Origin of the sequence: Corynebacterium spheniscorum, assembly GCF_900113445.1 — a bacterium.
GTDB classification, from domain to species: domain Bacteria; phylum Actinomycetota; class Actinomycetes; order Mycobacteriales; family Mycobacteriaceae; genus Corynebacterium; species Corynebacterium spheniscorum.
This window is the reverse complement of sequence record NZ_FOPJ01000007.1, coordinates 31,376-44,296: the sequence shown is the minus strand read 5'-3', so window position 1 is coordinate 44,296 and position 12,921 is coordinate 31,376. Positions and strand designations below refer to the sequence as shown.

Here is a 12,921-nt window from a genome sequence, read left to right as displayed (position 1 = left end):
ATCTACGAGCTGTTGAGCTCACTGAATGTTCTTGAATGATCATGCCTTTTCTCCACACCCCTATATGTGGGGTGATGATTCTGAGGTTTTCACGCAGAATCTCTCAAAATTAGGCAACCCTACGAACGTGCAAAGGGGGTGCGTACGGAGGTACATCCTTATTTCAACCGATCGAAGTTCACTACTGCATGTCTTCGCTTCGACCTAAAGCTTTTAGGGTGACTGCCCACACCAATCATTGACGATTGTGATTCCAGTCGCATTCAGTTATGTAGCAAACCATATACGATCCATATGTGATCGCGCAAGACTTTGAGTTCAGACTCATAACACTCGGGGTTATGAATATCTGCTCTTGTTGCGGTGGTGTGCTGGAAAGCTTGGCACCTGCTCTACACCCCACGGGTCTTAGTTTTTAGCGATGATGGTCGCTCAGCTTGGGTATGTAACTAAGCCTTTGGAGCACTGAGCAGGAGCGTTAGTGCTTGGAACCTAGTGCGCGGCAGCTAGTGCATGGGAATGTGTGGGCACATCGGCACAGTGTGTTGAGGCGCTAGGGCGTTAGACCTTGGAGAATAGGAAGTGACCACTTGCTTGATCTGCTTCGTGGTCGCGACCCAGCGGGATGCGGGTGCGGTCGCGCAGAATCATGGCGGCGATCAGCCCCACAATGGTGGCGCTGACCAGATAACCGGTAACAGCGGTGGTAGACCCGGTGGCGCGAACCAAAGCGGCCGCAATCATCGGGGCAAAAGCGCCGCCGAGCAGGGAACCAATGGCGTAAGTGATGGACACACCGGAGGCGCGGATGGAGGCCGGGAAGAGCTCGGCGTACATAGCGGATTGCTGGCCATAGGTCAGACCCAAGCCAACGGTCAGGCCCAGCAAAGCGATAGTCAGCTTCATCATATCGCCGGTGTTGACCAGCGGGAAGAGAGCGAAAACGCCGATAGCTTGGAGGATGAATCCGAGGATGTAGGTATTGCGTCGGCCCAGATAATCGGAAATAAATCCGGCAAATAGGGTGAAGACCATCCAGCTCGCTGCCGATAGGGTGACGGCAATCAGCACGCCGCCACGGTCCATGGCCAGGCCTTCTGTGTTGGTGGCGTAGTTCTGGATATAACCACCGGTGGTCATATAACCAACGGTGCCGTTGCCGGCGAATACCAAAGCGGCAATGAATACCAGCGGAGTGTGCTCGCGGAATAGCACCTTGAGCGGGTGTTTTGCTTCGTGCTCGGTGATCTCCACGAGCTCTTCGAAAACGGGGGATTCTTCCACGCCGCGGCGGATGTAGTAGCCGATACCTACCAGGACGATGGAGAAGAGGAAGGGCACGCGCCATCCCCACTCAAGGAAAGCCTCACCTGGGGCGATGGCGTTCATAACCGCCAGCACACCAGAGGAAAGCAACAGACCAGCCGGAACGCCGATCTGCGGGCCAGCTCCATAGAGGCCACGCTTTTTAGCTGGTGCGTGTTCCACGGCCAGCAACACGGCGCCACCCCATTCGCCACCTGCGGAAACACCCTGCAGGATACGGAGGAGCACCAAGAGGATCGGGGCGGCAACGCCGATGGAATCGTAGGTGGGCAGCAAGCCGATTAATGCGGTTGCGCCGCCCATCGTAAAGAGGGTGACCATTAGCACCAGGCGACGGCCAAGCTTGTCGCCATAGTGTCCGGCAAGGAATGCGCCGAGTGGCCGGAAGAGGAAGGAAATACCCACGGTAGCGAAGCTGATAACAGCTGCTAGGCCACCTTCAAGTGGGCCGAACATGAGCTTGTGAAACACCAAGCCAGCCACACTGGCATAGAGGAAGTAGTCGTACCACTCGATTGCCGTGCCGATGGTGGTTGCAGCTACCACCCGGCGGCGTTCGGCAGCACTGGTCGTTATTTCTGGGTGCACCACCGAATCATTTTTGTACTTCGAGGACATAAGTGTCCCTCCTGATTATTTATTGTCTGTGTCTGCGCCCATTCCGGGACACACTTTGTGACGCTGCACACTTGCACTCGCCTGGCAAATAATATACGATCCTGGATAGATTGCAAGGGTTTCCCCCAAAATCTTTTCTTCCTCCCCCGCAAAGGAGAACTCATGGTTGATCACCCCAGCCAGCCCAAGGTTCCCGCGGTACTGCCGCAGAAACCGGGCAAAATCATTGCTGTGCATGTGGCTTTCGAGTCTCGGGCTGCACAGCGTGGCCGTTGGCCAAAGAAGCCTTCCTATTTCCTTAAGGCCTCGAGCTCTTTAGCTGAAAGCGGTAGCGAGGTTATTCGCCCCGCCGGCACGGAACTCCTAGCGTTTGAAGGCGAAATCGCCCTGATCATTGGTAAGCCCGCTCAGCACGTGTCCCTGGCTGAAGCCTGGGATCACGTTGCTTATGTGACTGCCTCTAATGACCTGGGTATCTATGACTATCGCGCGCAGGATAAGGGTTCTAATACCCGCTCTAAGTCCCGTGATGGTTACACCCCGCTCGGGCCGGAACTGATTGATGCGCAAAGCATTGACCCCACTCAGCTGCGGCTACGCACCTGGGTAAATGGTGAAGTCGTCCAAGACGATGACACCTCTGATGCGCATATGATCTTCCCGCTCGCACAATTCGTGGCGGATCTTTCCCAACACATGACCCTGGAAACCGGCGATATCATTCTGACCGGCACGCCAGCTGGGTCCACTGTGATTCACCCCGGCGATGTTGTTGAGGTGGAAGTGGATGCCCCACATGCTGAAGGCCAACCGACCTCCGGCAAATTGAAGACCACCGTGGTGGAAGGCCCGGGTGACTTCGATCCCGAGATCGGCTTGCTGCCACAGATCGACGATAAGCAACGTGAAGATGCTTATGGTGATCGCACATCCGCGGGGCTGCCCGAGGATCCCAATGCAATCTCTGATGAGCTGCGCGCCCGCCTCATGGCGGCACCAACTGCGGGACTGTCAGCACAGCTGCGTAACCGCGGACTCAACCAAGTCGTCATCGAAGGTGTCTATCCCCAAACCAAGGGCACCAAGGTGGTCGGCGTGGCCCGCACCTTACGTTTCCTTCCCGGCCGTGAGGACCTCTTCAAGTCCCATGGCGGCGGCTTCAATGCTCAAAAGCGTGCCTTCGATAACGTTCGCCCCGGCGAAGTGTTGGTTATTGAAGCTCGCCGCGAACCCGGCTCCGGCACCATGGGCGATGTTCTGGCGCTGCGCGCTAAGTTCCGCGGCGCTGCGGGTGTGGTCACCGACGGTTGCGTCCGCGACTATGAAGCAGTCAAGGAAATCGGACTACCAGTTTTTACCCAAGGTGCGCATCCAGCGGTCTTGGGTCGCAAGCATGTGCCTTGGGATGTTGACCTGGCAATTGCTTGTGGCAATGCCACGGTGGTTCCCGGTGACATCATCGTTGGTGATGATGATGGCGTCATCGTGATCCCACGTGACCTGGTCGAAGAGGTTGTTGATGCAGCTCTAGCCAAGGAACATGAAGACGAATGGGTGGCTGAACAGGTCGCCCAGGGTGGTTCTTTGGATGGACTCTTCCCGCCCACCGGGGAGAATAAAGAGAATTACCAGAAGTTCTTAGCGGATAACCCGCCAGCCAACCCGGCTGAAGGAGTGTCCAGCTAGAACAGAGAACTAGCAGGAATTTCCTCCTGCCAGCGCCGATTCTCTTTCTTTAGTTCAAGGACAACGCATCACGATCATGAATGACCGTCAGCAAAGCAAATCAGAACTGGCCTACCAGTGGATCCGGGAGCGCATTCGCACCCGCGAGTTCGAACCCGGCCACCGGCTTGTTCTATCTGCCATCGCTTCGGAACTGAATGTGTCCACAGTTCCTGTGCGCGAAGCTATTCGCCAGCTCGAAGCAGAAGGCCAAGTCACCTACGAACACAACGTAGGTGCCCGGGTCTCCACTTTGAACCGTGAGGTTTATTTCCAAACCATGGAAACCCTCGCGATATTGGAAGGCTATGCCACTGCCCTAGCAGTACCTCATCTCACTCCCACTGACCTAGCCACCGCACGGGAATTCAACGACAAGATGGAAGCTCTGCTCGATGACTTCGATGCCGCAGCTTTCACCGAGTTAAACCGCCAATTCCACCGCGTACTTTTCGACCGTTGCCCCAACCGACATCTCGCCGAGATCGTCTACACGGAATGGGAGAAATTGGATTATCTGCGGGTATCTACCTTCCGATATATCCCAGATCGCGCAATGGAATCGGTGGCTGAACACTCCCGCATGCTTGACCTGATCGCCGCCGGTGCTGAACCCAGCTACTTGGAAGCGCAAATGCGTGATCACCGGATGAACACCATGGTCAAGTACCGCAAGAAATTGGATGAAACCGATCGCCTCAAAGACGTAGATAGTTTCACCAAGATGAGCAGCAACTAACACCGCTGATCACCAGGGCGAGGCCCCACGAGGAGACGATCCCCGCACTACGGGGCCCCGCCCCACCAAGCACCACCAAGCACCACCTAGCAGGAACCCAGGCAAGACTCTAAGCACCCGCGTTAAGCACTTTCTTTCACTCTTCAACTTCATTACTGATCGCAAACCACGCGAACCGGCAACCCCCACCAGCGGTCTCGCGGACCTCGCGAAGCTCCCCAGGGCGTTACCCCACAAGCATCTACCCAACGCCCGCCACGCACCTGATTTTTAGGAGGCATTGTCACAACATGGCAAACGCTGATAAGAACTTTGATAACTCCGCTGCAAAGCCCAAGGACCTTCCCGAGAAGATCCGCCACTACATCAATGGCGAATTCGTTGACTCCATCGATGGCGATGAATTCGACGTCCTCGATCCGGTAACCAACAAGCCTTATATCAAGGCCGCTTCCGGCAAGCCCGCCGATATTGATGCCGCTGTCGCAGCCGCTAAAAAAGCCTTCGACGAAGGCCCCTGGGCGCGGATGCTGCCGCGTGAACGCTCCCGCATTCTGCACCGCATCGCCGATATCGCGGAAACCCGTGGCGATACCCTCGCCGCTTGGGAATCCTTCGACTCCGGTCTGCCAATCTCCCAGGCTAAGGGCCAGGCCCGCCGCGCAGCTGAGAACTTCCGTTTCTTCGCTGACCTCATCGTCGCCCAAACCGATGATGCCTTCAAGGTTCCCGAGCGCCAGATCAACTACGTCAACCGCAAGCCCATCGGCGTTGCTGGCCTGATCACGCCCTGGAACACCCCCTTCATGCTGGAAAGCTGGAAGCTCGCCCCCGCCATCGCCACCGGCAATAGCGTGGTCCTCAAGCCCGCCGAATTCACTCCGCTGTCGGCACAACTGTGGGCCGGAATCTTCGAAGAAGCTGGCCTACCCAAGGGTGTCTTCAACCTGGTCAATGGCTTTGGTGAAGAAGGCTACGCGGGCGACCCGCTGGTCAAGCACCCCGATGTTCCGCTGATCTCCTTCACCGGTGAATCCCGCACCGGCCAGATCATCTTCGGCAACGCCGCCCCCTTCCTTAAGGGCCTGTCCATGGAGCTCGGCGGCAAGTCCCCGGCCATCGTTTTCGCTGATGCTGACCTAGATACTGCCATCGATGCCACCATCTTCGGTGTCTTCTCCTTAAATGGTGAGCGCTGCACCGCTGGTTCTCGCATCTTGGTGGAACGCCCCATCTACGAGGAGTTCGTGGAGCGCTACGCTGCCCAAGCTAAGCGCGTGAAGGTTGGTCTGCCCTCTGATCCCACCACCGAGGTCGGCGCCCTGGTGCACCCCGAGCACTATGAGAAGGTCACCAGCTACATCGAGATCGGTAAGCAAGAAGCCACCCTCAAGGCCGGCGGCGAACGCCCCGAAGGCTTCCCCGAAGGCAACTTCATCCAACCCACCGTCTTCGCCGATGTCAGCCCGGATGCCCGCATCTTCCAAGAAGAAATCTTCGGCCCCGTCGTTGCCATCACGCCCTTCGACACCGATGAAGAAGCCCTGGAGCTCGCCAACAACACCCGCTATGGCCTGGCCGCCTATGTGTGGACTTCGGATCTCAAGCGCGCCCACAACCTCGCCCACGATATCGAGGCCGGCATGGTGTGGCTGAACTCCAATAACGTCCGTGACCTGCGCACTCCCTTCGGTGGCGTGAAGGCTTCTGGTCTTGGCCATGAAGGCGGCTACCGCTCCATCGACTTCTACACCGACCAGCAGGCCGTGCACATCAACCTCGGCGAAGTGCACAACCCCGTCTTCGGCAAGCAGGGCTAACCCCGCAGCACCTAAAGACACCACCCCTGCGGGGAAGCAACCGCAGCAGGCAGCCTCCCATAGCTTCCCGCAAGCTTCCCCGCACCCCTCCAGCTCGAATCGCTCTTACCTGCCCCCAGCGCTCCTAGCGCACTCAAGGATGTGTGGTTTCCTCATCTTCCTTTCCCCATAACACAAGGAGAACACTCCCAGTCATGTCTGATCAATCCACCACCAACGCTCCCCAAGCCCCCGATATTCTGCGCTGCGCCTACATGGAGATCGTCGTCACCGATCTCAAGGCCTCCCGTGAGTTCTACGTCGACGTCCTCGGCCTAGTCGTCACCGAGGAAGATGAAAACGCCATCTACCTGCGCACCTTCGAGGAATTCATCCACCACAACCTGGTGCTTCGCCAAGGCCCCGAAGCCGCCGTCGCTGCTTTCGGTTTCCGCGTGCGCAGCCCCAAGGATCTGGATCTCGCCGAAGAGTTCTACCGCGCCCGCGGCTGCCGCGTGGAGCGCAAGAAGGATGGCTTCGTCAAGGGCATCGGCGACGCCGTTCGCGTGGAAGACCCGCTGGGCTTCCCCTATGAGTTCTTCTACGAAATTGAGCATGTCGAGCGCCTCGCCTGGCACTACCACCTCTACGGCCCCGGCGCGCTGGTCCGCCTCGATCACTTCAACCAGATCACCCCGGATGTTCCCACCGCCGTGCAGTACATGGAAGACCTCGGCTTCCGCGTCACTGAAGACATTCAGGATGAAGAAGGCACTGTCTACGCCGCCTGGATGCGCCGCAAGCCCACCGTGCATGACACTGCCATGACCGGCGGCGATGGCCCCCGTATGCACCACATCGCTTTCGCCACCCACGAGAAGCACAATATTCTCGCCATCTGCGATAAGCTCGGCGCCCTGCGTCGCTCGGATGCCATCGAACGCGGCCCCGGCCGCCACGGTGTCTCCAATGCTTTCTACCTCTACCTGCGCGACCCGGATGGCCACCGCGTGGAGATCTACACCCAGGATTATTACACCGGCGACCCCGATAATCCGCGCGTGACCTGGGATGTTCACGATAACCAGCGCCGCGACTGGTGGGGCACCCCGGTGGTTCCCTCCTGGTACCGCGACGGTTCTCGCGTGCTCGACCTCGACGGCAACCTCGTGCCCCTGGTGCATCGCACCGAGGCTTCCGAGCTGGAGCAAACCATCGGCGCCGACGGTTTCTCCTACACCCGCTCCCCCGATGAAGGCGAGATGCCCGATTGGAAGAAGGGCGAGTTCAAGCTCGGCCATTCGCTCTAAATTTCCACGCCCTCGCCCCACGATCTGGGCTTTCCTCGAGATCGTGGGGCACCACGCGGAGTGCTTCCCCGCCCGGGAGTTTCCCTCCCGCAGGTATGCCGCACCTTCTGATGTGCTTAACCTGAGATTGATAATTCTTATTTCTGATTCTGTTTTAACCCCCGCCACTTTTAGGAGTTCAGCGCACTATGTTGAGCAAAGAGCAGCACATCAGCATCGCTGATGAACTCGCCGAAGCCGAACGCACCCACACCATGGTGCCGCTTTTAACCCAGCGTTTCCCCGATATGACTGTGGAGGATTCCTACGCTGTCCAACGCGAGTGGGTTCGCCGCGGCATCGAAAATGGGCGCCGCCTAGTCGGCCGAAAAATCGGCTTAACCTCCAAGGTCATGCAAGAAGCCACCGGCATTACCGAACCGGACTATGGCGCCATCTTCGAAGACATGATCTTCGAAAACGGCTCGGTCATTGAACACGATCGTTTCTCCAGTGTGCGCATTGAAGTTGAGCTGGCCTTCAAATTAAAAAAGGAACTCAGCGGCCCCAATGCCACCATCTTCGATGTGCTTAGCGCCACCGAATATGTGGTCCCGGCCTTAGAGATCCTCGATTCCCGCATCGAGATGGATGGCCGCACCATTGTGGACACCATTAGCGATAATGCCGCCATGGGTGCCATGGTGTATGGCGGTAACCCCGTCGCCCCCGATGCGGTGGATCTACGTTGGGTATCGGCCTTGCTCTATCGCAATGAGTCCATCGAGGACACCGGGGTGGCGGCCGCGGTGTTGAACCACCCCGCTATGGGTGTTGCGTGGCTGGCCAATAAACTCCATGCGCACGGCGATACCTTGGCTGCCGGGGATATTATTTTGGCTGGTTCTTTCACCAAACCCATGTGGGTACATCCCGGCGATACTGTGCACGCTGATTATGGTTCCTTAGGAGCAATCACATGTCGTTTCATCTAGAGCTCCCCGGCACGTTCGCCCACAAGCTCAAAGAAAGCTCCCGCCCGCTGGTGGGCATGTGGGTCTCCAGTGGCTCGGAGGTGTGCTGCGAAATCGCTGCTGGTAGTGGTTTCGATTGGGTTCTTATCGATGGTGAGCATTCGCCTTATTCTCTGGAAACCATCACCTCGTTACTGCGCGCTGCAGCCGCCTACCCGGCGACCATGATTGTGCGCGCCCCAGTAAATGACACGGTGCTGATCAAGCAGTACCTGGACCTAGGTGTCCAGAACCTCATGGTCCCCATGATTGATAGTGCTGAGGAAGCCGAAGCGGCGGTCAAAGCTATGCATTATCCGCCGCGCGGTGTGCGTGGTGTGGGTAGTGCCCTAGCACGTTCCTCACGGTGGAATGGGGTGCCCAATTACCTCACCAACGCGAGTGAGACGCTTAGCCTGTGCGTGCAAATCGAGTCCGCGGCCGCGGTGGACAACGCCGCCGCCATTGCTGCTGTCGACGGTGTGGACCAAGTTTTCGTCGGTCCCAGCGATCTGGCCGCTTCCATGGGCTATATCGGCCAACAAGCCCACCCCAAGGTCACTGAGGCGGTCGCCCACGTCTTCCAGGCAGTCCATGATGCCGGCAAACCAGTAGGCGTTAATGCCTTCGACCTGGCCCAAGCCCGCAGCTACCTTGACCAAGGCGCAGATTTCGCCGCCATCGGTGCGGATGTGCAACTACTTGCCACCCGCGCGCGGGCTTTAGCTAGTGAATTCTGCCCGCCGGAGAGCTAGTTAAAACTTAGCGCCGCATTATCGCTGGCGATCTTCCCACCCACCTGGGTTTCGAGGATGATATAGGCATCACCGTCTATATCATCCTCTTTTAGTTCTGGGCTGAGCAGCGTCACGCGCTGAAGCTGCACCCCGGCACCAGCGCACACCTCTTCGGCTACCTGACGAACAGCCTTAGGGCCTTTATCGGCAGCATGCGTGGCTGCCACCAAAGCTGCCGATAGCACGCGTAATTCTTCTTGTTCTTCTTCAGATAGACCGCGGTAGCGGTGGCTAAACGGCACCCCATCATTCATCCTCAAAGTGGGCACCCCATGGGCTTTCACATCAAAGTGAAACTCTCGAATCAAACGGTGCACTTCCAACAAGAACTCGCGGTCCTTTTCCCCTAAGAAAAGATCACTGGGGTTTATAGCAATCAACACAGCGGCAATATAGTTCAGCTTCTGGTTGATCTCATCCTGGCGCTGTTGCGTGCGCGAACCCTGCGGGGTGGTGAGCTGAATATGTTGGCCGCGTGGCCACACCATCTCTTCCGGGGCATGAAGGTACGCCGCTACCTTCGCCGCGCTTAAAGCGCGCTGATCTTTCTTGGAGAGCCGGTGCTTGCTGCACACCACCGTAATGCCGCGCGGGATGGTGGCAGCTGCCTGCATGAGCGCCATGTGGCCGGGGTGGAGTTGCTCAGCGTGGATGCAGATCAAGCTGACGGGGCGGCCGGTGCGCTGTAGCGCATTCGCGAAGCTACGCGCATGGAAAAGGTCGCTGAGCTGGAAAAGTTCACCTTGCCCGGGTTGAAAAGTCATTGTCCCTCCGAAAAAATTTTTAGCTCTGTTCCTGCAGCAACTCAGCTAAAATAATCTGGCCTTCCGCAGGTCCCAAGGTTCCCATTAACGCGAGCATCGCGTCTCGTACATTATCAATCGCCCTCAGCGCTTCCGTGGCGGTACGTGGCCCATGGGAGAGGATCCGCGGAGCCACCCTACCAGGGGCAGCTGCCTGGCAGACCTCCATAACTAAAAGCTCAATGAGGTTCTCAGCTAACTCACCAAGTGCCTCACAGAAAAAGAGCGTGCCTTGGGGGTTCAGTGGCACCACCGCAGCGCAGAAGGTGAGGTAATCGGCTAGTGGTTGGAGTGCTTCTGCTGGTTGGCTGGGGCAATTATGGATGATGATCTGGCCTTCGCGAACCCTTGGTACTAGATCGAGCACCACATCAGATAGTTCATCATCGCGCACATCAATCAAGATGGCTTCAAAATTTTTGACGTCATCGAGATCCTGGATGCGCTCCACAGAGTTGCCAGCGTTGCTGAGGTAGCGGCTAAAGCTGATGTGCTCGGAGCCAATCAGCCCCACCTTCACACGAGGTGCGTTCATGAAGGTGGATTAGTCCTCATCGCGGCGGGCTAGTAATTCAGCAACGGTGATGCTGCCGGAACGCTCATCGCGGCGGCGACGCCCACCACGGCGTTCTTCTTCCTCGGCGGCAGCCTTCTTCTGGGCTGCTTCCTTTTCTTCAGCGGCCTTCTTCTGCTCGGCGGCTTTCTGCTCAGCGGCTTTCTTTTCGGCGAGCTTGCGCTGTTCAGCAGCTTTCTTTTCCGTCTCAGCCTTCTTCAGGGCTTCAGCCTTCTCAGCAGCGCTCTTCTCGGCGGCAGCCTTTTCGGCGGCTTCCTTAGCGGCTTGTTCCTTCTGGCGGCGGGCCTTAGCTTCCTTAGCGGCGCGTTCCTGAGCTTCGCGAGCTAAAGTGGCGGCAGATTTAGCAGCCTCATCATGAGCTGGCTTAGGCTCTTGGGTTTGCTTCGCCTGCTGCGGTTGCTTCGCCTGCTCCGGTTGCTTGGGCTGTTGCTGTGCTTGCTTGGCGGCAGCAGCTTGCTTTTCTAGGCCAGCGAAATAATCAGCGAAGGGATCCTTCTGCTTATTTTCGCCACCATCATCCCACTTCACTGCCGCAAACGCACCGGTATCAAAAGCACGCGGGCCACGCGGGGCACTCTGCTTCGGTTTCGGTGGGCGCGGGGAATCAGGTGAGTCGGCTGGCGGTGCGGGCGGGGTCTGAGGTGCTGCGGGTTGCTTCGGGGCCTTCACCTTATCGGCTAGGCTTTGGCGGGTTTGGGAAGCCTGCGAGTCCTGATTCTTACGGGAGACTTCCTCCTCCAGCTCGAGGATGCGGCGTGCCTCAGCACGCACCACGGCGGGTTCATCGGCTAATACCCAGCCGGTGATGTCTTCGAGGTGGTTGCGCAATTGCTCTAATTCTTTGCGAATCTCCGCCAAGGTTTCGGCCGTGTCATCCGATGCAGCTGCGGGATTCTTCGCTTCGGCTTTAAGCCGGGCGAGGGTTTCTTCATTGGCGCGTTGTTGGGCATCAATGCGGGCCAACTCAGCATCATGCAGGGCGATCTCGTTATCGAGTTCAGCTTCTGCAGCATCGGCGAGGCGACGGTAGCGGCTAACCAGGAAGAAACCGAGGATCGCTGCCCAGAGGGAAGCCAACAGCGCGAGCTTGAGGGCACCGGCACTATCGGCGACCAGCATGATGATGCTGGCAACTAGGGCCAGGACGACGAGCGCGATGAGGGCGATGTGCGCCCCCGTGACTTTTCCTCCACTACGCCCGGTGGTGTCTTGGGCGTAGTCCTCAGCAGCATTCTCGGGACTCATGGGTATTAATCTACCCAACCAGCTCGGCATCTGTGGGCGGCGGGACCTCGCAGGTGCGTTCTAGCCATACCCCCGCTGCCGATAAAGCCACCCCGCCAAGGGCCGCGAAGAGCACAGTGGGGGTGTCATCAGCAGCAGCACTGAGCTTTGCGGCCATGGGCAAAACATAACAAGCCATGCCGATATAGGACCCGCCAATAATAGCCCCAGTCCAAGCAGAAGCTTTGCCAATGACTAAGAATTGCGCGACCCGTAGCGGGTTGAGTTGGGAGCGGTCCAAGCCGATCCGATTATCTTTTTTACGGTCCCGAACCCGCAGCGCGATAATCACGCATAACACCGCAAGACACCACATGAGGGCACCACCGGATGCGGGTACCGCGGTGAGGTTGCCATAGAAACGCCAGGTGATGATCAAGGTGGCGAGCGCACAAAAGGCGGCTGCAGCGGCGAGGGCTAGAAGATTGGTGCGGCTCATAGCCAATCCTGCTTAAGTTTGTGCATGGCTGCGAGATCTTCTTGCAGCTCCTCGGCTTTAAGGAGGTTTTTTATGGCTTGGCCGGAAAGTCGCGCACTCGGGTCGGCTTCTAACCACGGGAGGCAAACAAAAGCCCGTGCCGAGGCATAGGGATGCGGCAACCTCAGCTCCTCGGTCTCGGAGATAAGCTCCCTGCCTTTAGCATCTGTGACCGTGACAATGTCGACGTCGAGGGTGCGGGGACCCCAGTGCTTTTCGCGGGTGCGTTGCGCGGCGGCTTCGAGTGCTTGGCCGCGGTGGAGGAGCTCGAGGGCGGTGCTGGGGACTTCAACGATGATGACGGCGTTGAGGAAATCGGGTTGGTCTGTTTCGCCCCAGGGTTTGGTTTGGTAGAGGCTGGAGGCGGCGATGATTTGCTCGCGGAATTCTTCGGCGACACTGTGCAACATGGCTTCGCGATCCGCCATATTTGAGCCGATGGATAAAACGGCGCGCAGTGGGCCTTCGGCTTCAGC

The 12,921-nt window shown here is 58.0% G+C and carries 12 protein-coding genes; 6 read left to right on the top strand and 6 right to left on the bottom strand.

Features of this window, described 5'->3' with window-relative positions:
- Positions 1–561: 561 nt before the first annotated feature.
- Positions 562–1,944 carry an MFS transporter gene (locus BMZ01_RS06585; RefSeq protein WP_092285710.1) on the bottom strand — a complete coding sequence of 461 codons (1,383 nt, stop codon included), beginning with the start codon at positions 1,942–1,944 and terminating at the stop codon, positions 562–564.
- Between the two features lie 162 nt (positions 1,945–2,106).
- Here BMZ01_RS06585 and BMZ01_RS06580 point away from each other — a divergent pair, with 162 nt between their 5' ends.
- The 6 genes from BMZ01_RS06580 (at position 2,107) to BMZ01_RS06555 (ending at position 9,264) form a co-directional block, all read left to right on the top strand.
- Positions 2,107–3,630, top strand: coding sequence for a fumarylacetoacetate hydrolase family protein (locus BMZ01_RS06580; protein WP_092285708.1), 1,524 nt, complete (start codon positions 2,107–2,109; stop codon positions 3,628–3,630).
- 76 nt (positions 3,631–3,706) lie between these two features.
- On the top strand, positions 3,707–4,408 hold the full coding sequence (locus BMZ01_RS06575) for a GntR family transcriptional regulator (protein WP_092285706.1): 702 nt from the start codon (positions 3,707–3,709) through the stop codon (positions 4,406–4,408).
- A gap of 290 nt (positions 4,409–4,698) precedes the next feature.
- Positions 4,699–6,228: a 5-carboxymethyl-2-hydroxymuconate semialdehyde dehydrogenase gene (gene hpaE / locus BMZ01_RS06570; protein ID WP_092285704.1), complete on the top strand. Its 1,530-nt coding sequence runs from the start codon at positions 4,699–4,701 to the stop codon at positions 6,226–6,228.
- Positions 6,229–6,422: 194 nt separating this feature from the next.
- The gene (hpaD, locus tag BMZ01_RS06565) at positions 6,423–7,517 is read left to right on the top strand and encodes a 3,4-dihydroxyphenylacetate 2,3-dioxygenase (RefSeq protein WP_092285702.1); all 1,095 of its coding nucleotides are present in this window, start codon (positions 6,423–6,425) and stop codon (positions 7,515–7,517) included.
- Between the two features lie 188 nt (positions 7,518–7,705).
- A complete protein-coding gene (gene hpaH, locus BMZ01_RS06560) occupies positions 7,706–8,491 on the top strand; it encodes a 2-oxo-hept-4-ene-1,7-dioate hydratase (RefSeq protein WP_092285700.1) in 786 nt (261 codons plus the stop codon).
- A complete protein-coding gene (locus BMZ01_RS06555) occupies positions 8,476–9,264 on the top strand; it encodes an aldolase/citrate lyase family protein (RefSeq protein WP_092285697.1) in 789 nt (262 codons plus the stop codon). The genes hpaH and BMZ01_RS06555 overlap by 16 nt, the downstream gene beginning before the upstream one ends.
- Here the strand turns inward: BMZ01_RS06555 and BMZ01_RS06550 are convergent.
- Genes BMZ01_RS06550 through folK form a run of 5 tightly spaced genes read right to left on the bottom strand, consistent with a single transcriptional unit; the run spans position 9,261 to position 12,903 of the window.
- Positions 9,261–10,070, bottom strand: a complete 810-nt coding sequence (locus BMZ01_RS06550; RefSeq protein WP_092285695.1) for a pantoate--beta-alanine ligase — start codon at positions 10,068–10,070, stop codon at positions 9,261–9,263. The two genes, BMZ01_RS06555 and BMZ01_RS06550, sit on opposite strands and share 4 nt — an antisense overlap.
- Before the next feature lie 19 nt (positions 10,071–10,089).
- Positions 10,090–10,644 (bottom strand): hypothetical protein, encoded by a 555-nt coding sequence (locus tag BMZ01_RS06545; RefSeq protein ID WP_092285693.1) that lies wholly within the window; start codon positions 10,642–10,644, stop codon positions 10,090–10,092.
- A gap of 9 nt (positions 10,645–10,653) precedes the next feature.
- A complete protein-coding gene (locus BMZ01_RS06540) occupies positions 10,654–11,928 on the bottom strand; it encodes a DUF6779 domain-containing protein (protein WP_092285691.1) in 1,275 nt (424 codons plus the stop codon).
- A gap of 10 nt (positions 11,929–11,938) precedes the next feature.
- Complete coding sequence (locus tag BMZ01_RS06535) at positions 11,939–12,406, bottom strand: DUF3180 domain-containing protein (protein WP_092285689.1); 468 nt, start codon at positions 12,404–12,406, stop codon at positions 11,939–11,941.
- The gene (folK, locus tag BMZ01_RS11370; RefSeq protein WP_223845908.1) at positions 12,403–12,903 is read right to left on the bottom strand and encodes a 2-amino-4-hydroxy-6-hydroxymethyldihydropteridine diphosphokinase; all 501 of its coding nucleotides are present in this window, start codon (positions 12,901–12,903) and stop codon (positions 12,403–12,405) included. Before folK ends, BMZ01_RS06535 begins: the two co-directional genes overlap by 4 nt.
- Positions 12,904–12,921 lie beyond the last annotated feature (18 nt).